The sequence below is a fragment of the Terribacillus saccharophilus genome (genome assembly GCF_000725365.1).
Lineage (GTDB): Bacteria > Bacillota > Bacilli > Bacillales > Amphibacillaceae > Terribacillus > Terribacillus saccharophilus.
In genome coordinates, this window is sequence record NZ_CP008876.1 from 3,330,587 (window position 1) to 3,350,664 (window position 20,078).

At 41.5% G+C, this 20,078-nt stretch carries 24 protein-coding genes and 1 riboswitch; of the genes, 21 read left to right on the plus strand and 3 right to left on the minus strand.

Features of this window, described 5'->3' with window-relative positions:
- Window positions 1-5: 5 nt before the first annotated feature.
- From GZ22_RS16530 to GZ22_RS16540, 3 genes are all read right to left on the minus strand, one after another.
- On the minus strand, window positions 6-428 hold the full coding sequence (locus tag GZ22_RS16530; protein WP_038564862.1) for a MarR family winged helix-turn-helix transcriptional regulator: 423 nt from the start codon (window positions 426-428) through the stop codon (window positions 6-8).
- A 129-nt stretch (window positions 429-557) separates the two neighbouring features.
- The gene (locus tag GZ22_RS16535) at window positions 558-881 is read right to left on the minus strand and encodes a spore coat protein (protein ID WP_038564865.1); all 324 of its coding nucleotides are present in this window, start codon (window positions 879-881) and stop codon (window positions 558-560) included.
- Between the two features lie 12 nt (window positions 882-893).
- Window positions 894-1,133 (minus strand): hypothetical protein, encoded by a 240-nt coding sequence (locus GZ22_RS16540; protein WP_038564866.1) that lies wholly within the window; start codon window positions 1,131-1,133, stop codon window positions 894-896.
- 112 nt (window positions 1,134-1,245) lie between these two features.
- On the opposite strand from GZ22_RS16540, the gene GZ22_RS16545 reads away from it, so the two are divergent.
- The 21 genes from GZ22_RS16545 (at window position 1,246) to GZ22_RS16645 (ending at window position 20,048) form a co-directional block, all read left to right on the plus strand.
- Window positions 1,246-1,605 carry an arsenate reductase family protein gene (locus GZ22_RS16545; RefSeq protein ID WP_038564867.1) on the plus strand — a complete coding sequence of 120 codons (360 nt, stop codon included), beginning with the start codon at window positions 1,246-1,248 and terminating at the stop codon, window positions 1,603-1,605.
- Window positions 1,606-1,688: 83 nt separating this feature from the next.
- Window positions 1,689-2,078 (plus strand): glycine cleavage system protein GcvH, encoded by a 390-nt coding sequence (gene gcvH / locus GZ22_RS16550; protein WP_038564868.1) that lies wholly within the window; start codon window positions 1,689-1,691, stop codon window positions 2,076-2,078.
- Between the two features lie 139 nt (window positions 2,079-2,217).
- The gene (locus tag GZ22_RS16555) at window positions 2,218-2,568 is read left to right on the plus strand and encodes a ribonuclease M5 (protein ID WP_038564869.1); all 351 of its coding nucleotides are present in this window, start codon (window positions 2,218-2,220) and stop codon (window positions 2,566-2,568) included.
- Window positions 2,569-2,579: 11 nt separating this feature from the next.
- A complete protein-coding gene (locus GZ22_RS16560) occupies window positions 2,580-2,885 on the plus strand; it encodes a thioredoxin family protein (RefSeq protein ID WP_038564870.1) in 306 nt (101 codons plus the stop codon).
- 85 nt (window positions 2,886-2,970) lie between these two features.
- Complete coding sequence (locus tag GZ22_RS16565; protein ID WP_038564871.1) at window positions 2,971-3,300, plus strand: hypothetical protein; 330 nt, start codon at window positions 2,971-2,973, stop codon at window positions 3,298-3,300.
- Window positions 3,301-3,359: 59 nt separating this feature from the next.
- Window positions 3,360-3,461, plus strand: a riboswitch (SAM riboswitch).
- Between the two features lie 94 nt (window positions 3,462-3,555).
- Window positions 3,556-4,578 carry a methionine ABC transporter ATP-binding protein gene (locus GZ22_RS16570; protein ID WP_038564872.1) on the plus strand — a complete coding sequence of 341 codons (1,023 nt, stop codon included), beginning with the start codon at window positions 3,556-3,558 and terminating at the stop codon, window positions 4,576-4,578.
- On the plus strand, window positions 4,571-5,239 hold the full coding sequence (locus tag GZ22_RS16575; protein WP_038564873.1) for a methionine ABC transporter permease: 669 nt from the start codon (window positions 4,571-4,573) through the stop codon (window positions 5,237-5,239). The genes GZ22_RS16570 and GZ22_RS16575 overlap by 8 nt, the downstream gene beginning before the upstream one ends.
- Before the next feature lie 13 nt (window positions 5,240-5,252).
- Window positions 5,253-6,080 (plus strand): MetQ/NlpA family ABC transporter substrate-binding protein, encoded by an 828-nt coding sequence (locus GZ22_RS16580; protein ID WP_038564876.1) that lies wholly within the window; start codon window positions 5,253-5,255, stop codon window positions 6,078-6,080.
- Window positions 6,081-6,312: 232 nt separating this feature from the next.
- Window positions 6,313-7,092, plus strand: coding sequence for a Fe-S cluster assembly ATPase SufC (gene sufC / locus GZ22_RS16585; RefSeq protein WP_038564879.1), 780 nt, complete (start codon window positions 6,313-6,315; stop codon window positions 7,090-7,092).
- Between the two features lie 17 nt (window positions 7,093-7,109).
- Window positions 7,110-8,414 carry a Fe-S cluster assembly protein SufD gene (gene sufD, locus GZ22_RS16590; protein ID WP_038564882.1) on the plus strand — a complete coding sequence of 435 codons (1,305 nt, stop codon included), beginning with the start codon at window positions 7,110-7,112 and terminating at the stop codon, window positions 8,412-8,414.
- A complete protein-coding gene (locus tag GZ22_RS16595) occupies window positions 8,414-9,640 on the plus strand; it encodes a cysteine desulfurase (RefSeq protein WP_038564885.1) in 1,227 nt (408 codons plus the stop codon). The genes sufD and GZ22_RS16595 overlap by 1 nt, the downstream gene beginning before the upstream one ends.
- Window positions 9,630-10,064, plus strand: a complete 435-nt coding sequence (gene sufU / locus GZ22_RS16600; RefSeq protein ID WP_038564888.1) for a Fe-S cluster assembly sulfur transfer protein SufU — start codon at window positions 9,630-9,632, stop codon at window positions 10,062-10,064. The genes GZ22_RS16595 and sufU overlap by 11 nt, the downstream gene beginning before the upstream one ends.
- A gap of 54 nt (window positions 10,065-10,118) precedes the next feature.
- Window positions 10,119-11,516 (plus strand): Fe-S cluster assembly protein SufB, encoded by a 1,398-nt coding sequence (sufB, locus tag GZ22_RS16605; RefSeq protein WP_038564892.1) that lies wholly within the window; start codon window positions 10,119-10,121, stop codon window positions 11,514-11,516.
- Window positions 11,517-11,755: 239 nt separating this feature from the next.
- The gene (locus GZ22_RS16610; protein ID WP_038564895.1) at window positions 11,756-14,392 is read left to right on the plus strand and encodes a lipase/acyltransferase domain-containing protein; all 2,637 of its coding nucleotides are present in this window, start codon (window positions 11,756-11,758) and stop codon (window positions 14,390-14,392) included.
- 12 nt (window positions 14,393-14,404) lie between these two features.
- Window positions 14,405-14,950: a hypothetical protein gene (locus GZ22_RS16615; protein WP_038564898.1), complete on the plus strand. Its 546-nt coding sequence runs from the start codon at window positions 14,405-14,407 to the stop codon at window positions 14,948-14,950.
- Window positions 14,951-15,283: 333 nt separating this feature from the next.
- Window positions 15,284-15,763 (plus strand): DUF2975 domain-containing protein, encoded by a 480-nt coding sequence (locus tag GZ22_RS16620; RefSeq protein WP_038564900.1) that lies wholly within the window; start codon window positions 15,284-15,286, stop codon window positions 15,761-15,763.
- Between the two features lie 10 nt (window positions 15,764-15,773).
- On the plus strand, window positions 15,774-15,986 hold the full coding sequence (locus GZ22_RS16625; RefSeq protein WP_038564903.1) for a helix-turn-helix domain-containing protein: 213 nt from the start codon (window positions 15,774-15,776) through the stop codon (window positions 15,984-15,986).
- Window positions 15,987-16,115: 129 nt separating this feature from the next.
- A complete protein-coding gene (locus GZ22_RS16630) occupies window positions 16,116-16,883 on the plus strand; it encodes a DUF817 domain-containing protein (RefSeq protein WP_038566353.1) in 768 nt (255 codons plus the stop codon).
- A gap of 78 nt (window positions 16,884-16,961) precedes the next feature.
- Entirely contained in the window at window positions 16,962-17,750 is a 789-nt protein-coding gene (locus tag GZ22_RS16635; RefSeq protein ID WP_038564906.1) for an SDR family NAD(P)-dependent oxidoreductase, read from the plus strand.
- Window positions 17,751-17,826: 76 nt separating this feature from the next.
- Window positions 17,827-18,642, plus strand: coding sequence for a sulfite exporter TauE/SafE family protein (locus GZ22_RS16640; RefSeq protein WP_038564909.1), 816 nt, complete (start codon window positions 17,827-17,829; stop codon window positions 18,640-18,642).
- A gap of 14 nt (window positions 18,643-18,656) precedes the next feature.
- Window positions 18,657-20,048, plus strand: a complete 1,392-nt coding sequence (locus GZ22_RS16645; protein ID WP_038564912.1) for a bifunctional metallophosphatase/5'-nucleotidase — start codon at window positions 18,657-18,659, stop codon at window positions 20,046-20,048.
- The last annotated feature ends 30 nt before the right edge of the window (window positions 20,049-20,078 follow it).

Here is a 20,078-nt window from a genome sequence, read left to right on the forward strand (position 1 = left end):
AAAAATCACTGCAAATTCTGATGCAGCTTTCGAATCAGAGTATGCAGCAATTCTATATCCTTCCGTTGGAAACCTATATAAGCATGATTTTCGATTTCTTCTATCTTCGGTTTGATATCTTTAACCAGTTCCCGGCCTTCTGCTGTGATTTGCAAGCGGATAGCCCTTCGGTCATGCGGGTCATGTCCGCGGGTGACCAGTCCCTTTTTGACAAGCTTATCGACAATCTTCGTAACGGTTGTCTGTTCTCTTTCCGTTAAGTCGGCAAGTTCCTTTTGGGTGATGTTATCCTGCTTGTCCAATTCAGCAATAAGGGAGAATTGTTCCGGTGTCAGTTCAAACTCCTGAAGCATGCGGGACGTTTCCCGTTTCAAGGATAGGTAAGTCCGGGATAAAAGCAGTCCTAACTCGTCTTGTGTTCTGCTCATGGTCCGCTCCTTTCAGATAGCTCAAATAGTTGCACATGCAAGTATATTACAAATTTGAAATCGGTACGTCAATAATTTTTTTGGATTGAGCTCAAAAAAGGACAACCAGCAGCTGATTGTCCGTCTGTTTCATATATATGGAAGCACTTGTCGTGTTTTGCTGAATTGCTGATAAGCTTGTTCTACTTTTTGCTGTGGTGCTTGTTCCAAGCTGTACCATCCATGCTGGAACATTAGATTATACAAATTGCGCTGTGAATCCTGTGTTTCCTTGAATATACGCGCTACTGTTTCGTATAACGATTGATTGCTCATCTCATTTAGCGCCGTACTATAAGAAGCTGTCATATATTTTTCCGTAGCAAGCAAATCAGTCACATGATCTCTGTCATTCATTTCCTGCGTTGTCGGGACTGGTGTCTGGGGGTTTTGTATCTTTTGGTTCTCTGGCATAGCGTTCCCTCCTTAATTAAGCGGTTTTGTCTGCAAATGCTCCAGTAACATATCATAATGGCGCTGATGCATCTGGCCGATAGTGTGCAGTGCTTCCTGGGCATCTGTCAGCTGCACTTCACCGGCAGCGTGCTGTGCTTTTTTTGCTGCATTCAAGTTCCAGTTCAACATATCACTCAAGTACAGCAAATCTTTTCCTGAAATCATCTCCGGCGGCTGCAGCATAACATTTTGCGGGTTTTCTGCTGGCATGGGATCCCTCCTCTTTTTCCTTTCTATCGTACCCGGGATCCTGTCGATTATTCTGTGAGAAAGATGTAAAGGACTATGCTAAAATAGCAGTATGAAAAGGAAGGTGATCTGTATGTTCCGATTTTATTGGTACCCGAATTGCAGTACATGCAAAAATGCAAAGAATTGGCTGGATGCGAATGACGTATCCTATGAAGCGATACATATCGTAGAGAATCCGCCGAGTCCGGAAATCCTGCAGGAAGCAGCGGATAAAAGCGGATTGCCGCTTACGAAACTGTTTAATACGAGCGGGAAAGTATACCGAGAGGGCGGCTATAAGGAGAAAATCAAAGAAGCAGATGATGCCCAGCTCAAGTCATGGCTATCCGAAAACGGTATGCTGATTAAGCGTCCGCTTTTAATTGGTGAGAAGTCAGCGGCAGTCGGTTTCAAGCCAGAAGCATATGAGACTGTAACTGCTTCGAATTAAGCTGAAACAGTGGTAATTTTATCTATTACCTCTTATAGTAAATATGTTAGCTATTCTTGTAGAAAATAGGTGGAGGAATAAAAATGAGCAACTTACCGAAAGATCTACGTTACACTGAGGAACATGAATGGATTAAAAAAGAAGATGGCAATCAGTACCGAATCGGTATTACCGACTTCGCCCAGGATGAACTCGGAGACATCGTATTCGTGGAACTTCCGTCCGTCGGTGACGAACTGAAAGCAGACGAGCCATTCGGAAGCGTTGAATCTGTAAAAACAGTGTCCGAGCTGTATGCTCCGATCAGCGGAAAAGTCGTAGCTGTGAACGATGATTTAGACGACAGCCCTGAATTCGTAAATGAATCCCCATACGAGAAAGCATGGATGATTGTAGTGGAAGCAGATGACGATGCAGCTTATGAAAGCTTGCTATCTGTAGAAGATTACGAAGGACGGATTAAAGAGGATTAATTTTTTGGGTCCTTGTTGATATCTGTTAGCAAGGGCAGCGGTCTCTTTTCATATACTATGGCAAGCGTTCGTTGCTAAGCCTTTATCGGGGCACGGGCAAGGAAGCAATCAAATATCGATCAGAATAGGTGATGCCAGTATGGGTGATGAAGAAAAAGTCATTATTGTAGAAGGACGCTCGGACAAAGAGCAGATAAGGAAGATCATCGATGAGGAAGTGACGATCATCTGCACCAATGGCACATTGGGCATCGAGCGGCTGGAACAGCTGTTGTATGACTATGACTTGGATCACAAGCAAGTATATATTATGGTGGATGAGGATAGCGCTGGTCATAAGCTGCGAAAACAGTTAGCACGAGAGCTGCCGCATGCCCAGCATATTTACGTAGACAGAACCTATCGAGAGGTAGCGGCGACCCCGGCCCCTGAATTGGCCACAGCCCTGCTTAGCAGAAGTATCATGGTGCATCCATTCTTCCTCGTCTGAAGAAAGAAGGGATGAATATCAACGTTATTAAAACCGAGGTCCAGACAGTCACACAACAGGAGCAAGCAAGAATATTTGTACACACGCCTTTTTGCGGTACATGTCAGCTTGCAGAAAAAATGCTCCTTGCAGTGGAGGCCGTGACAGGCCAGGAATATTATCACAAACTGAACGCCTCTCTTTTTCCTGATTTTATGCAGGAGAATAAGATTGAAAGTGTACCTTGTCTCATTACCTTCAAACAGGGAGAAGTTCAGGAAAAAATATATGCGTTTCATTCCGTTCAGCATATGCTGGCGAAGACGCTGAGCGAATAAAACAGCTTTCCAATCTGGAAAGCTGTTTTTTCTTGCAGGAAATCAGAACAAGAAGAGCCAAATACAGTGTAGGGGGGAATGGCGGATGATCATCGAAAAACTGACAAAGCTCAAGCATCAGATCGAGGTAAGAGAGGATCTGCTGCCTTTATGTAATGATAAGCGGCTCAAGGTCTTCATTGAATGGGGAGATGCACACTTCGATTTGCATATAGATAGAAGCAGCCTCACGACCCCAGCTTCTAAGCCTTATGGTATTTTACATATACGTACCGATGAGCAGACACTGCAGGAGCTTCTTGATGGTGAGGTACAGCTTCGCAGTATCCGCAAGCAGCAAGTAGTGGACGGCGATTATCAGCATATTCTGCTTGTAGAGGCCCTTCTATTTCTGGGAGGTAAAGGAAGTCTGTGAAATATGTTGACAAGAATATTGACTAGATGCTAAACTCCTTTTAGCAATCATATACCAAACTCTTATCAAGAGTGGCGGAGGGACTGGCCCGATGAAGCCCGGCAACCACAGGTTTTCCTGTATGGTGCCAATTCCTGCAGGGAAACCTGTACAGATGAGAGAACAATTATCGAACGCAACTGCGTCTTTTTGTTCTCAGAACAAAAAGGCGCTTTTTTATGCTTATAAAGCAACACGAGGAAGGAGGAGCGGATATTGATCACCATCAAAAACCTCTCCAAGATATATCGCACAAAAAAACAGAATATTACAGCAGTCGATGAGCTTAATCTTACAATTGAGTCAGGTGAGATTTTCGGCGTGATTGGTTACAGCGGTGCTGGAAAAAGTACTTTTGTTCGCCTTTTAAACCGCTTAGAAGAACCGACAGCTGGTGAAATAATAATCAATGGCAAGGATATCGTTAAACAGCGTAAAAACGAACTTCGTCTAGCCAGACAAGAAATCGGGATGATCTTCCAGCACTTCAATCTGCTATGGTCCCGTACTGTACATCAAAATATTGCTTTTCCATTGGAAATCGCAGGTGTACCGAAAAAAGAAAGAAAAGAAAAAGTTGATCGTCTGATTGAGCTAGTCGGACTAAAAGGGCGCGAAAATGCGTATCCATCTCAGCTGAGCGGCGGACAGAAACAGCGTGTCGGCATTGCAAGGGCATTGGCCAACGATCCGAAAGTTCTGCTTTGTGATGAAGCAACATCTGCGCTGGATCCGGAAACTACTGACTCTATCCTTGACTTGCTCGTGGACATTAACAAACGCCTCGGACTGACTATCGTATTGATTACACATGAGATGAATGTTATCCGAAAAATTTGCCACCGTGTAGCTGTTATGGATACCGGAAAAGTTGTAGAACAAGGCGATGCAGCGCATGTATTCCAGGACCCGCAGCAAGCTATCACGAAACGCTTCGTTCAGCAGCTGGATGGAAGCGAACAGTATAATTCCTTATCGGCTGCAGTAGTAAAAGAAGGTACAGGCACAATCGTGAAGCTTTCCTTCTCTGGAGAAAACGTGAATCAAACAGTTGTCAGTCAGACTGCTAAACAATTCGATGTTGATATCAACATCCTGCAGGGCAGTGTATTGCAGACACAAACCGGAGCAGTAGGAAACCTGTTCTTACAGCTGGTGGGTAATGAATCGGAAGTGGAGAAGGCACTGGACTTCATCCGCGGAGCGAACGTGAAAGCGGAGGTGCAGGAACTTGTTTGAGAAGTGGTTTCCGAATGTAGATATTGCAGATTTGAACACAGCCATCTATGAGACATTCTATATGACGATCCTTTCCTTGATCGGTACTTTCATCATCGGTATTATCCTAGGCCTTTTGCTTTACCTGACTAGTAAGGGCAAGCTTTGGGAAAATAAAGTTGTCTACGGTATTGTAGCGGCGGTTGTAAACATATTCCGGGCGATTCCGTTCATCATCCTTATCTTACTTCTATTCCCGTTTACCGATTTTATCGTCGGTACGATCCGCGGACCAGAGGCAGCATTGCCTGCACTTATCATCGGATCTGCACCTTTCTATGCTCGATTAGTTGAGATTGCATTGAAGGAAGTAGATAACGGAGTAGTAGAAGCGGCTAAGGCAATGGGTGCAAAGAACAGTACGATTATGTTCAAAGTACTATTAAAAGAATCTATGCCGGCACTTGTTTCTGGTCTTACTGTAACGGCAATTGCGCTAATCGGTTCTACAGCAGTAGCAGGCGTTATCGGAGCAGGCGGATTAGGTGACTTTGCTTACTTCTATGGCTTCCAGCGTCGTCAGTTTGATGTTGTATTCATCTGTACGCTACTAATCGTTATTGTGGTATTTGTCTTCCAATTTATTGGAGACTTGATTTCAAATAAATTAGATAAACGATAAAGGAGAGATTCATTTGAAAAAGTCATTATTAGTTATCCTATCGGCAGTATTCATGATCTTCCTGGCAGCTTGCGGTTCATCTGACAGCGGCTCAGGCGATGAAGAAACAACAACAATCAAAGTAGGTGCTTCCAGCACACCGCACGCGGAAATTCTTAAAGAAGCACAGCCTATCCTCGAAAAAGAAGGCGTTAATCTAGAGATTGAAGAGTATCAGGATTATGTACTTCCGAACGATGACTTAGAAAGCGGAGACTTGGATGCGAACTACTTCCAGCACATCCCTTATCTAGAAACTTCCAACGCAGATACTGGCTATGACTTGATCAGCCTTGGAGCAGTTCACTTGGAGCCAATGGGTGTATATTCTAAGAACATTGCGAAAGTCGACGATATTAAAGATGGTACAGAAGTAATCATGGGACGTAACGTCTCCGAGCAAGGACGTATCCTATCCATCTTCCAAGAAGCGGGACTAATCAAAATCAAAGATGGTGTTGAGCCTGTAGATGCTACTTTGGATGATATTGCAGATAACCCGAAAAACTTGAAATTCAGCATGGATGTTGATCCTGCTTTCTTGCCAGATACGTATGAGTCAGAAGAGGATGCGCTTGTTGTAATCAACACGAACTATGCATTGCAAGCAGGTCTTACGCCTTCTGAGGACGCATTGATCCTTGAGGGTACTGATTCACCTTACGGCAACATCGTAGCAGCACGTGCTGAAGATAAAGACAATGAAGCATTGCAGAAATTGATGGATGTACTTCATTCTGATGAAATCAAAAAGTTCATCGAAGACAATTATGACGGAGCAATTCTTCCTGTCGATAAATAAAAATTAGTATTCTCATGCCTTTGCTGGAATTCTCAGCAGAGGCTTTATTTTTGGGTTGAAATGGATGTGTGATACAATAGGAGAAGATCATGTTAAAACTGTGTTTTTATCCAGTAAAAAAGTTGATAATGGTCGAATAATGCTTTAAGATTGTAATGAGAATAAATTGATAATGTGTTTAAATAACGTATTATCGAAACTTATAAAATAGCAGCTATCGGAGGGTTTATAAATGGCAGGTTCAGTTTTAGAAATTAAAGACCTACATGTTTCGATTGAAGATAAGGAAATTCTAAAAGGTGTAAACCTTACGATAAAGAGCGGGGAATTCCATGCGGTAATGGGACCAAACGGTACTGGTAAATCTACGTTGGCATCCGCAATCATGGGACATCCTAAATACGAAGTGACAGGCGGAAGCATCACTTTGGACGGAGAAGATGTTTTGGAAATGGAAGTGGACGAGCGTGCTCGTGCTGGTCTGTTCCTTGCAATGCAGTATCCAAGTGAAATCAGCGGCGTTACAAATTCTGACTTCCTTCGTTCTTCTATCAACGCTCGCCGCGAAGAAGGCGACGAGATTCCATTGATGAAATTTATCAAAGAGATGGACGAAGCTATGGACTTCCTTGAAATGGATAAGAACATGGCACAGCGTTACTTGAACGAAGGTTTCTCCGGCGGTGAGAAGAAGCGTAACGAAATCCTTCAGCTTATGATGATGAAAGCTGAAATTGGTATTCTTGACGAGATCGACTCGGGTCTTGATATTGATGCACTGAAAGTAGTTGCAAAAGGTATCAACAAATTGCGCGACGAAAACTTCGGTTGCCTAATTATTACCCACTACCAGCGTTTGCTAAACTACATCGAGCCTGACTTCGTACACGTTATGATGCAAGGCCGTGTTGTTAAATCCGGTGGTTCTGAGCTTTCTCAGCGTTTGGAAGCGGAAGGTTACGATTGGATTAAAAAAGAGCTAAACATCGAAGACGAAACAATTAACGCGTAAACTGGAGGAGGGATCTTATGACTGTTGAAACGAAGCAACAATATAATGATGAATATATCAGCCGTTTTTCCAGTTCCCGCAACGAGCCTGAATGGATGAAGGAACTTCGCCAGCAAGCTCTTTCCCAATCGGAATCTTTGGACATGCCAAAGCCTGATAAGACTGGGATTAAGAACTGGGATTTTGATACGTACGTGCATGAAGTAGAAGGGGAGAAAATCAGCTCATTGGGTAGCCTGCCAGCAAGTGTGGCGGCACTTATCGATGCGGATAATGCTCCAAACCTTTACATTCAGCGCAATAATAGTGCAGCATACCTTGCCCTTAATGAAAAATGGAGCGAGCAAGGTGTTATCTTCACGGATATTTTCACTGCTCTGCAGCAGCATGGTGATTTGGTGAAGCGATTCTATATGAAGGATGCTGTAAGCATTGATGAAGATCGTTTGACTGCTCTGCACGCAGCTTTGATGAACGGCGGAGTGTTCGTATATGTTCCGAAAAATATTGTAGTGGACGAACCACTTCAAACTATTTTCTGGCAGGAAGATGATAAAGTCGCTTCCTTTAATCATATTTTGATCGTTGCCGAAGCGAACAGTGCTGTAACATATGTTGAAAACAGCATCTCTCATAACGCAGATCAAGCAACATTCGCAAATGTTGTAACAGAAGTCGTTGCAGCGGACAATGCTAACGTTTCTTATGGCGCGGTTGATAACTATGCAGCAGGTACGACTGTCTATGCAAAACGCCGCGGTGTAGCTTACCGTGATGCTCGCATCGACTGGGCTATCGGTCAAATGAACGATGGTAACACAATCAGTGAGCATATCACACACTTGATTGGTGATAACTCCGGTTCCGAAGCGAAAAGTGTAGTTGTTGGAAGAGGGAAACAAATCCAGAACTTCACAACGAATATCGTGCATTTCGGTAAAAATTCTGTTGGAAGCATCTTGTCCCATGGTGTTATGAAAGACCAGGCAAGCTCTGTATTCAACGGTATTGGTAAAATTGAGCATGGTGCCAGCAAATCTGATGCCACTCAAGAAACACGTGTCTTAATGCTTAGCCAAGGTGCACGTGGTGACGCTAACCCGATTCTTCTAATTGATGAAGATGATGTAGTTGCTGGACACGCTGCTTCTGTAGGCCGTGTTGATCCGCTTCAGCTTTATTACTTGATGAGCCGCGGAATCACGAAGCATGAAGCTGAACGTTTAATCATCCATGGATTCCTAGCACCTGTTGTTAATCAGCTGCCGATTGAAACTGTTAAAAATCAGCTGACTCAGGTGATCGAAGGGAAAGTAAACTAATGGATGCCCGCTCTATCCGTGAACAGTTCCCGATCCTGCATCAGGAAGTCAACGGACATCCGCTGGTCTACTTGGATTCCTCCGCAACTTCCCATAAGCCAATTAAGGTATTGGAAGCTGTGGATGCCTATTACCGGAATGACAACAGCAATGTACACCGCGGTGTGCATACGCTAGGAACCCGGGCTACGGATAAATATGAAGGTGCCAGAGAAAAGGTGCAGCAATTCATTAATGCCAGAAGCACCAAGGAAGTAATCTTCACACGCGGTACAACGACAGCGATCAATACGGTTGCTCACAGTTACGCCCGTGCGAACTTGGAACCTGGTGATGAAGTAATTATTACACCGATGGAGCACCACAGTAATATTATCCCGTGGCAGCAGGCGGTCAAAGCGACTGGAGCAACACTTAAATATTTTGAACTAAACGAAGATGGAACTTTGAACATGGAAGATGTGAAGAAATCAATTGGTCCTCAAACGAAGATCGTTGCTTTGACTCATATCTCTAATGTACTTGGAACCATTAATCCTATAAAAGAAATCGTCGAGCTTGCTCATCGGCAGAATGCTGTCGTTCTCGTTGATGGCGCACAAGGTGCTCCGCATGTGAAAGTAGATGTGCAGGATATCGATTGTGATTTCTATTGCTTCAGCGGTCATAAGATGTGTGGCCCAACTGGAATCGGTGTGCTTTATGGGAAGCAGGAACTGCTTGAAAACATGGAGCCGGTCGAATTTGGCGGGGAAATGATTGATTTCGTACATCTGTATGATTCAACATGGAAGGAGCTTCCTTGGAAGTTTGAAGGAGGTACTCCAATCATTGCAGGAGCAATCGGACTTGGCGCTGCGATTGACTTCCTAACTGAAATCGGTCTGGATAAAATTGAAGCGCATGATCAAAAACTGACTGCATATGCAATGGAACGGATGAGCGAAATCGAGGGACTGACCATTTATGGTCCTTCAAAAGATAAACGCTCTGCAGTGGTCACTTTCAATATTGATGGTGTCCACCCGCATGATACAGCGACTGCACTTGATACAGAAGGTATCGCTGTCCGTGCCGGACATCATTGTGCGCAGCCGCTTATGCGCTGGCTTGATGTCACAGCTACTGCCCGTGCAAGCATGTACGTTTACAATACCGAAGACGATATCGACAAACTTGTCAGCGGACTGGCAAAAACGAAGGAGTTTTTCGGAAATGTCTTTTAATAACCTTGATACACTCTACCGTCAAGTGATCATGGATCACTATAAACATCCGCGGAATCGTGGTAAGCTGGAAGAAGACGCACTTGTGGTCGATATGAACAACCCGACGTGTGGAGACCGTATCCAGTTGCAAATCCAGGTGGAGGATGGCAAGGTGAAGGATGCAAAATTCGAAGGAGAGGGCTGCTCTATCAGCATGTCTTCTGCCTCTATGATGACACAAGCCATCAAAGGCAAATCCGTCGAAGATGCACTTCGTATGTCACAGCTGTTCTCCGACATGATGCTAGGGAAGGAAATTGACCCTGGTAGCCTGGAAATGGGTGATGTGGAAGCATTGCAGGGAGTTGCGAAATTCCCGGCACGTATCAAATGTGCGACACTCGCCTGGAAGGCAATGGAGCAAGGCGTCGAAAAGAAATAATACTTGAACACTGTCGTGTGAAATATAGATGTAATCCTATAAGGAGGTTTTACCATGGCTAAAAAAGCGCCTGAAATTGGAGATTACCAGTATGGCTTCAGTGATCGTGATGTTTCCATTTTCCGTACGGAAAAAGGCCTTACACCTAGAATCGTTGAAGAAATCTCTAAGATGAAAGAAGAACCACAATGGATGCTTGACTTCCGTCTTAAATCTTTGGAGCAGTTCTATAAGAAGCCAATGCCACAGTGGGGCGGAGATCTTGCTGAGCTTGACTTCGATGAAATCACATATTACGTGAAACCATCCGAGCGTTCCGAGCGTTCTTGGGACGAGGTACCGGAAGAAATCAAGAACACATTTGATAAACTAGGTATTCCAGAAGCTGAACAGAAATACCTTGCTGGTGTTTCCGCACAGTACGAATCAGAAGTTGTTTACCATAACCTGAAGGAAGACTTGGCGGATATGGGTATCGTCTTTAAAGATACAGATACTGCGCTTAAAGAAAATGAAGATTTGTTCCGTGAATATTTCGGTAAGCTTATCCCGCCTTCCGATAACAAATTCTCAGCTTTAAACTCAGCAGTATGGTCCGGAGGCTCCTTCATCTATGTACCGAAGGGCGTTAAGACAGACATTCCTTTGCAAGCATACTTCCGTATCAACTCTGAGAATATGGGTCAGTTCGAACGTACGCTTATCATCGTTGATGAAGATGCGTCTATACACTATGTTGAGGGTTGTACTGCTCCAGTGTATACAACGAACTCCTTGCATAGTGCGGTTGTTGAGATCTATGTAGCAAAAAATGCTTACTGCCGTTATACAACAATCCAGAACTGGGCAAATAACGTATATAACCTAGTTACTAAACGCGCGACCGTTGATGCAAATGGTACGATGGAATGGGTTGATGGCAACATCGGTTCCAAACTTACAATGAAATACCCTGCAATCATCCTAAAAGGTGAAGGCGCACGCGGTATGACATTGTCCATCGCACTTGCAGGTAAAGGGCAGCATCAGGATGCCGGTGCGAAAATGCATCATTTGGCACCAAACACATCTTCTACGATCGTTTCGAAATCCATCTCCAAACAAGGTGGTAAAGTAACGTATCGCGGAATCGTTCATTTCGGTAAGAAAGCAGACGGCGCACGCTCTAACATTGAGTGTGATACATTGATCCTGGATAACAAATCCACTTCCGATACGATTCCTTACAACGAGATCTTCAATGAGAACATCTCTTTGGAACACGAAGCGAAAGTTTCTAAAGTATCCGAAGAGCAATTGTTCTACTTGATGAGCCGTGGTATCTCTCAAGAAGAAGCAACAGAAATGATCGTAATGGGCTTCATCGAGCCATTCACGAAAGAACTTCCAATGGAATATGCCGTTGAAATGAACCGTCTGATTAAATTCGAGATGGAAGGTTCCATCGGTTAATAAAAGACAAACCCTTAAAATACAAGGGTTTGTCTTTTTATTTCTTCAGGTTTATATTGTTACTGCTTTATGTAAATAGTAATCTTGCTATATAGAATATGCATGAAGTGAAATTTTAGTTTGAGCGTATATATATGAGGAATAATTACATAGAAAAAAATGCATGATTTAGATAAAAATATAAAAAATGTAGTATTATATATCTAGTGGAATAATAAAATTGCTTTAGGGGGATAAAGATGATTATCTTTGTACCAGGAATTAAGGGAAGTGAACTTTATGAAGGAGATAATAAAAGGTGGTTCCCTTCTACAAAAAAAGACGTAGACTTATTAGATATAAAGAAAGAATTGAGATCTGAATCCATTATAGGAAGAGTAAGACCATATGGCATAGAGAAATTAGATCACGTAATTTATCAGGGTCTTCTGGATGAGTTTGATCCTAGTATATTGTCAGTGTTTCCGTATGACTGGCGCCTTTCAGTGTTTACACACGTTGATAGGTTAGTAGACAGAATAATCAACTTATCGGAGACAAGTGGCGAAAAAATTGTATTAATCGCTCATAGTATGGGTGGAATGATCTCTAAATTAGCAATTAATGAAATTTATAGTCGGGGAGAAATAGAAAGACTAGAGAAGTTTGTAACAGTAGGAACTCCTTGGCACGGTGCACCGGATTCATATAAAGCATTATTATATGGTGAGCCTGGTATTTTTGAGAATTTTAAGGAGATATTACAATTTCTTAAAGTTGAGAATACTAGAGAATTAGCAAGAAATATGCCATCTGTATATCAATTACTACCTTCTAGAAAGTATTTTGATCATCCAGATGGGAAATTTATTTTGTCCCAGGAAATGGACGATATGACTTATGAATCGTTTATAACAAATATTAACTATATTCATGATAAAGATAAAGATGCAAATGACTATCTCGATGCATGGAACACATATATGGAGCCTCTTCATAAAGCTATGCAAGCTAGCTTGCCTCCTGGCGTAGTCCATGAATGTTTAATTGGTCACTCAAATCCTACATTATACAAAGTGCCCGATACTAGCAAAATAGGTCTTGGTATAAAGAGATATAAATTATCTTCCAGTTTTATGAACGGAGACGGAGTTGTACCAATACATAGTGCTGTTCCTGATCACGATGCAAATTTGTATTTTGTAAAAGGCGAACATTCTAAACTTTGTTCTTCTCCAGAGGTATTAGAGTTTATAAAATGGGTGATTGAAGAAGACAAAGATGCAATGCCACCAGGAATTATTGCAGGCACAAAGGAACAACTACCCGTAAATTCCAATTTGAAGGCTGGATTTATTGCTAAAATAATGTGTCCTGTGGAATCTACTATTCTTGACGAAGATGGCAAATATATAGCTGGTGTTTTTGATACAAGTATAAGCGCAATTAGTGATTTAGCTGGGGATGAAAATGTTAAATTCTTCAGTATAGGTGATTCTAAGCACATTTACCTAGCTGATCAAAAAGAACAAGATTTAACTTTTGATATTCGTGCATATGAAGAAGGAATCGCATCAGTTTCTATCCAAGTATTTAACGAAGAAGGAAGTACCGAACTAAACTTTGAAACTATACCAGTCAATAATAGAAGTTCTGCGAAATTAATTATTCCTGCTGAAGAAGATATTGAAAATGCAGTGCTTAATTATAAGGGTGAAGAAATAAAACCTACTGAAAAAAATGTTGTTGGTAATGACATTGTTCAGCAAGTTCCAATACCTAAAATAAAAATAGGATTTGAGCCCACTGAAGGTGTTAAAAAGGTGCCGTATAAAACAACATTTTCAGGTCCTGTAATATTAACAGTTGAATCAGATTTTAAAGATAATATTGAAGAGCTTTTTTATTCTGTCGATGGGGAAAATATACAAAAATATAGTGAAGGTGCTATTATATCGTTAAGTAGTGGTGAACATAATATTGAACTGTTTGGGAAAGATATTTACAGTCGACCTTTAATTTCTAGTTTTGCAAAGCTATATATTGACAATGAAGCTCCTAGAACCAGAGCAAAATTATTAATTGAACCAGAAGGTATTTTTTGCTCATTTCAGGGAATTAGTAATAATTCAAATGTAAAAACATTCTATCGTTTTATTAGAGATGAAAATAATGTAGATGATGTTGAGTGGGACTCTACAGGAACGAATATTGATATTGCTATTCCAAGTTCGCACCGTTCATATTTACTTGAAGATCCTAATAATAAGATAAAAATAGAATTTTATACTATTAATACTGAATTTGGATTTGAAGAACCTAAAAATATACTGGAATTCAACTTAGGTGAAATCCCAAGATTAATGTGGGAAGATACAAATCAAACTGTGTCTCCTTCAATAATTTGGCAGAATATTTTCCAGCACGGATTGTTAAGTCTAAGTGAATACAAGGTAAATCAATTAATTCATAGGAAGTACACAGATATTAGAATCGATGATATTATTAGTAATAATGTTAAAGGTATTTGCTTCGAGTCAGAAATACTTACCGTTGAAGTGATGTTTTCAGAAAAATATTCCTTATTCTTTAGTGGACCACCAACAGAGCTGTTAAAATTAGGGCAGGAGTATGAATTTTCGTTTGAGTTAAAAACGGAGAGAACTAATGAGAGTGTGACAACTACTAACCCAAGGGCTAAGTTGCACCCATTAAGAGCTCCAAGTCTCCCTGACGACATTATTCATTTAGTTGAAGAGAATGGAGTTTTCAGTGGGAAATTCACAGTTGGTAACAACTTTCAGAATTATAAACATAAGTTAATAATAACTGACGTTAAAAATATTACACCTCCTTTAAGAGAAATCCCGCTCTTGTTAGATGAGGATAATGAATAAAGGGTGATAATTATGCCAAATTGGATGTTAATTCATGGGATATTATTGGTTATTTTGGGATGTTTGTATTTCTTTGTTTATTACAATAAATCCTGGACACTTAGTGCGCCTTTTAACAAAAAAACTTCCATGAAAATATTGTTCTTATATTTGCTTCCATTGTGTTGGCTGTTATCATCGGTATTATTGGGTATAACCTTTTATTATTTTGGTCTTTTAAAAAGTGTGGATGTAATTTTTCTGGTCATACTACCTATATTAACTATTATAATCTCTGGAGTTTATTATTGGTTGTCTAATAAATCCTACATTAAACAACAAGAGCAAACCTATAAGGATATAGACAATTTTAAAAAAGTTTCTATGAAATGGATAAAGCAATTTTCATTTGTGAATGACAATAATATTGACTTAGAAGTTTATATATCTAAAGGGACACCTAAAGGTAGAATGATTATTTATGATTTAACTACAAGCGAAGAAAATTTAATACTGAAACAACATGAAAATATTCCTCTAGGACTTACTATAATGACTTCAAAAAAAAATGGGTCCTAAAGGAGACTAATAGTAATATATTGTTTGAATTCTAATTTTAAGAAATTCAATCTTTCGGGTCATTATAGTTTTGAAGTGAATTATTTATTATTTTTTAAAAAAGACAATGTCGAACAATTCGGTATTGTCTTTTTTTTGAACTCAATTTTAACTTTTTTTATATAACAAATATCTTATATCAAAGAGGAGTGATAGTTAGGATTGTAATTTTAGAACAAATTAAAGCAACAAGTGAATCTCAAACTAATAATTTATAAAACGATAAGTATTTATTGTAAAACAATAAATTATATATTAGAATCGTAAATAAGAAAACAAGTGAGGTGCTTATTAATGAAACGTGAAACGCTATTCTTAAAGCTAGCTGTCTTTCTAATGGCATTGCCGGTTCTTGCATTATGTATTTTTGCAATTCCGAATATAGCTTTTGGTTCGGCAGATTATTATCCAGAAGTAGAATTTTTAAAATATCCTGCTTTGGTTGGATTGTATATGACGGCATTGGCGTATTTTCTAGCTCTTTATCAGTCTTTCCGGTTGCTTGGTTATATTGACAAAAATATAGCTTTTTCCGATTTGTCTGTTAAGGCATTAAAGAAAATTAAACTATGTGCCATAACGATAAGTATTGTTTACGTAATACTTCTGCCGCTAATTTATATAGTTGCTGAGAGAGACGATGCCCCTGGACTTATTTTGGTAGGAATAGCGCTTATCTTCGCACCGTTAGTGGTAGCAATATTTGCTGCTGTCCTGCAGAAGCTATTGAAAAATGCCATCGATATAAAATCTGAAAATGACTTGACGGTCTGAGGTGAACAACATGGCTATTATAATCAACATCGATGTAATGCTCGCTAAAAGGAAAATGAGTGTAACGGAGCTTTCAGAGAAGGTCGGAATTACGATGGCGAACCTGTCCATTTTAAAAAACGGAAAAGCAAAGGCGATCCGAGTATCAACCTTAGATGCGATTTGCAAGGCTTTGGATTGTCAGCCTGGAGATATCCTGGAATACAGAAGTGACGAAGAATAATGAAATAGCGAAGATGTGGTAAGCGGAAAAAAGTATTGGAGGGATATAGCTATGTATAGAAACCGAAACATAACTTACTATGCAGGACAGGAATTACCGGCATTCCAAAAGAGAACGTTAGCTTCGAGAATGCTTGGAGCATTGACTCAGCTTATACGTTTTGGTTGGGGGCAGGCTTTATCATGTTTGTTTCCTGTCGTGATTTTTGCTTCTTTGGCTTTAACTCAAATTATTCCGCTGCCTTTTCTGCCGCGATATGATTGGCTTTTAATCATCTGTCTTTTCATGCAATGGCTCATGTTGCGTTCTGGACTTGAAACGCGGGATGAACTGAAGGTCATTACGGTGTTCCACTTAATTGGTCTAGCGCTTGAGCTATTCAAGGTACATATGGGTTCCTGGTCTTATCCTGAGGAAGGCTATTCCAAAATATTCGGCGTTCCTTTATATAGTGGTTTCATGTATGCAAGTGTTGCGAGTTATCTTTGCCAGGCTTGGAGAAGGCTTAAAGTCGATCTTGTAAGGTGGCCGTCGTATCTCGTTGTTGTTCCTCTTGCAGCTGCAATTTACTTGAATTTCTTCACGCATCATTTCTGGTTAGATATTCGATGGGTCTTATCTGCACTGGTTATTATCGTCTTTTGGCGGGCTTGGGTTACCTATGAGGTTGGCGGGATTCGTTACCGAATGCCGCTGGCGTTATCTTTTGTACTCATTGGCTTCTTTATCTGGGTAGCTGAGAACATTGCTACATTCTTCGGAGCTTGGGAATATCCGAATCAAACGGAAGCATGGAGTCTTGTTCATTTAGGCAAGGTGAGTTCATGGCTTTTATTGGTGATAGTCAGCTTCCTTATTGTAGCGACGCTGAAAAAGTTTAAGGGGAGAACCACATAAATTTATTTAGCAAATGTTTGGCTATACCTTCTACTGGGAACATTTCCTTTATGTAATGTATCAAAGGAGATGAAGTCCATGAGTTATAATTTACAAGGCAAAGTAGCAATCGTGACTGGTGCCAACGATGGTATCGGATTGGAGACAGTGAAAGCATTCTTAAATGAGGGAGCAAAGGTTGTTGGTGTCAGTTTGACACTGGATGATGTGCAGGACATCGCAGATCGTTCTTCCTTTCTGCCACTGAAGCTAGATCTGACAGAAGAAGGTGCTGCTGACAAAGTGGTCGAAGCAGCTGTTTCTCATTTTGGAAAGCTTGACATCTTAGCGAATGTTGCAGGGATTGCAACTTATAAAGATAGTTTCATGGATGTAACATTGGATATTTGGAGAGAGACTTTCGAGACGAATGTGTTTGCGGTTGTAGCATTAACAAAAGCCGCTATTCCTGAGCTGAAGAAACAGCCAGGAGCAAGCATCGTCAATGTGGCATCTGAGAGCGGACATGTGCCTGATTCGTTTGCGATTGATTATAGCGGTAGTAAAGCAGCTATTCTGAATCTTACACAAGCCCTTTCAGATGAGTTTGGCGGAGATATTCGTGTGAATGTCGTGTCCCCAGGTCCGACTCGTACAACGATGTGGAATAAACCAGGCGGCATGGTCGATATGCTCAGTGATATGTTCGATAAAGAAGGAGAGGAAGCTGTCAGCTACTTCGCGAAAGAAGTCCGTCAGATTCCGCGCGGGGAGATTGGGAAACCTGAAGAGATTGCCAATGTTATCGTCTTTCTAGCATCTGACAAAGCGACGTATGTCACTGGAGCCGAATTTCCGGTGAACGGCGGGTCGGTCAAATATAAATAAATTCTGTTATAATGGTATGACTGCGGTATGCAGTCATACTTTTTTTATTACAGTTGAAAAGATGGAAGGGATACACATGGTATTTGCCGTAAGTTTACTAATAGGACTTCTTGCAGCAGCACTCGGCAGTCTTGTAGGTTTAGGGGGAGGAATCATCCTCGTTCCGTCGCTGTTGATTCTAGGCAGCTTCTGGGATGCATTCAGCTGGGCAACACCGCAAGCGATTGTTGGCGTTTCAGTTATCTTTATGATTTTTACTGGCCTGACTTCTACGCTGACATATATGAAAAGCGGACGGGGTGATTACAAGAGCGGACTCATTTTCTTGGCAGGAGGAATGCCAGGAGCTATTCTTGGTTCCTTCCTGAATCGTTTTATCTCGGGTGATGGTTTTTCGTTATACTTTGGCATACTTGTGCTGCTTGTTTTCTTCATGTTCTTCGTAAAACGTAAGGAACGTGAAATGATTAATCCAAAAGGTATCATTGTTACAAAAGAGATTAACGGTACCACTTATACATATAGCTTCCGGTTCATGGCGGCATTTGTGCTGTCCTTGTTCGTCGGATTGCTTTCCGGTATGTTCGGAATTGGCGGAGGCAGCTTTATGGTGCCTGCGATGATCCTCTTATTCGGATTTCCAGCACATATTGCTGTTGCCACAAGTATGCTTATGGTATTTTTCCTCAGTATCGTTAGTACCGTTATGCATATTTCCCTTGGACATGTGGAATGGAACGTTGTATGGGCCTTTATTCCAGGAGCGATTATTGGAGGGTTCCTCGGTGCAAAGATCAACCAAATGCTGAAGGGGAATACAGTCGTCTGGATATTGCGCATCATGCTCGTATTAGTTGCTGTCCGTTTGATTTGGGACGGTTTGTCGTCATAAAGGAGTAGAGAAGGATGCAGGAAAAGCTGACTATCAACTACACAAATGATTTGCATAGCTATTTCGAGAACTGGCCGAAGATTGCCGGGTACTTGAAGGGAAATAAACAAAAGCTGCAGGATGCAGGTGAGACGTGCTGGCTGGTTGATATCGGCGATCATGTCGATCGGTCACGCCCGATTGCTGAGGCATTCAGAGGCAAGGCGAATATCAGCCTGCTGAATGAAGCCGGCTATGATTTCGCAACAATCGGTAATAATGAAGGAATCACACTTGATTATGATGACCTTTATCATTTATACGATGAAGCGGAATTCCGTGTTGCAGTCGCAAATCTTCATACAAAGACTGGAAAGGATCCGAGCTGGATGGAGCCGTCCTGGGTGGTCGAAACAACTGGTGGTGTAAAAGTCGGCATGATAGGCCTGACTGCACCTTTTCCGGATTTCTATAATCTGATTGGCTGGGATGTTCAGGATCCGATGGAAATTCTGAAGCAGGAGATTGGTCCGCTACGGTCTTCTTGTGATGTGGTCGTTTTGCTCTCCCACCTCGGAATTTATGCTGATAGAGACATAGCTGCTGCTTTTCCGGAGATCGATGTGATCATTGGTGGTCATACCCATCATTTGCTTCATGAAGGGGAATACGTGAACCAATGTCTGATTACGACTGCAGGTAAGCAGGGCTTCTACATGGGTGAAGTGGAGATTATCTGGGATACAGAGCAGGAATGCATTACCGGGAAGCATGCCAGAGCCATTCCTGTAGCAGATCTGGAGGATGATGCAGACACAGCTGAGCAGGTTGCTGTCTATTCGGAAAACGCAGCAAAAGCAATGCACCGTCCTGCCGTCGTTCTGCCAGATCCGATGCCTTGTGGTCCTTATGAAGATTCTCGTGCAATGGATCTGTTGACCGATTATCTGCGCAGATGGACGAAGGCAGATCTTGCTTTTCTAAACGCAGGGGTGCTGCTGGATAGCTTTCCGGCAGGAGCTGTTTCTTATATGGATATTCACCGGATCTGCCCGCATCCGATTAATCCGGCAACAGTTCCGTTAACTGGAGAATCATTGGAGCAAATCGTAAATGCTGCATTGCAGCCTGATTTCGTTTCATTCCCTCTTAAAGGCTTTGGATTCCGCGGAAAGGTAATTGGAAAGATGATCTACAGCGGATTGACGTTTGATATTACAGGAACAGAAGCAAAACCGGTGGCTAAGAACTTGAAGATACATGGTAGGCCGCTGGATCCTAAGAAGCTTTATACAACAGCAATGGCGGATACCTTCACTTTCGGCAGCTTGCTGCCCAATATAAAGCAAGCAGAAGGCAAGAAATATTTCATGCCGGAAATGCTGCGGGATTTACTTTTGGAAGCATTTCAAGAAATAGAAAAATAAGCAAACACCTCCGTTACTCCTACATAGGAT

Coding starts and splice junctions, on each gene's coding strand:
- GZ22_RS16530 (WP_038564862.1), bottom strand. CDS start 428: ATGAGCAGAACACAAGACGAGTTAGGACTGCTTTTATCCCGGACTTAC.
- GZ22_RS16535 (WP_038564865.1), bottom strand. CDS start 881: ATGCCAGAGAACCAAAAGATACAAAACCCCCAGACACCAGTCCCGACA.
- GZ22_RS16540 (WP_038564866.1), bottom strand. CDS start 1,133: ATGCCAGCAGAAAACCCGCAAAATGTTATGCTGCAGCCGCCGGAGATG.
- GZ22_RS16545 (WP_038564867.1), top strand. CDS start 1,246: ATGTTCCGATTTTATTGGTACCCGAATTGCAGTACATGCAAAAATGCA.
- gcvH (WP_038564868.1), top strand. CDS start 1,689: ATGAGCAACTTACCGAAAGATCTACGTTACACTGAGGAACATGAATGG.
- GZ22_RS16555 (WP_038564869.1), top strand. CDS start 2,218: ATGGGTGATGAAGAAAAAGTCATTATTGTAGAAGGACGCTCGGACAAA.
- GZ22_RS16560 (WP_038564870.1), top strand. CDS start 2,580: ATGAATATCAACGTTATTAAAACCGAGGTCCAGACAGTCACACAACAG.
- GZ22_RS16565 (WP_038564871.1), top strand. CDS start 2,971: ATGATCATCGAAAAACTGACAAAGCTCAAGCATCAGATCGAGGTAAGA.
- sufC (WP_038564879.1), top strand. CDS start 6,313: ATGGCAGGTTCAGTTTTAGAAATTAAAGACCTACATGTTTCGATTGAA.
- sufD (WP_038564882.1), top strand. CDS start 7,110: ATGACTGTTGAAACGAAGCAACAATATAATGATGAATATATCAGCCGT.
- GZ22_RS16595 (WP_038564885.1), top strand. CDS start 8,414: ATGGATGCCCGCTCTATCCGTGAACAGTTCCCGATCCTGCATCAGGAA.
- sufU (WP_038564888.1), top strand. CDS start 9,630: ATGTCTTTTAATAACCTTGATACACTCTACCGTCAAGTGATCATGGAT.
- sufB (WP_038564892.1), top strand. CDS start 10,119: ATGGCTAAAAAAGCGCCTGAAATTGGAGATTACCAGTATGGCTTCAGT.
- GZ22_RS16610 (WP_038564895.1), top strand. CDS start 11,756: ATGATTATCTTTGTACCAGGAATTAAGGGAAGTGAACTTTATGAAGGA.
- GZ22_RS16615 (WP_038564898.1), top strand. CDS start 14,405: ATGCCAAATTGGATGTTAATTCATGGGATATTATTGGTTATTTTGGGA.
- GZ22_RS16620 (WP_038564900.1), top strand. CDS start 15,284: ATGAAACGTGAAACGCTATTCTTAAAGCTAGCTGTCTTTCTAATGGCA.
- GZ22_RS16625 (WP_038564903.1), top strand. CDS start 15,774: ATGGCTATTATAATCAACATCGATGTAATGCTCGCTAAAAGGAAAATG.
- GZ22_RS16630 (WP_038566353.1), top strand. CDS start 16,116: ATGCTTGGAGCATTGACTCAGCTTATACGTTTTGGTTGGGGGCAGGCT.
- GZ22_RS16635 (WP_038564906.1), top strand. CDS start 16,962: ATGAGTTATAATTTACAAGGCAAAGTAGCAATCGTGACTGGTGCCAAC.
- GZ22_RS16640 (WP_038564909.1), top strand. CDS start 17,827: ATGGTATTTGCCGTAAGTTTACTAATAGGACTTCTTGCAGCAGCACTC.
- GZ22_RS16645 (WP_038564912.1), top strand. CDS start 18,657: ATGCAGGAAAAGCTGACTATCAACTACACAAATGATTTGCATAGCTAT.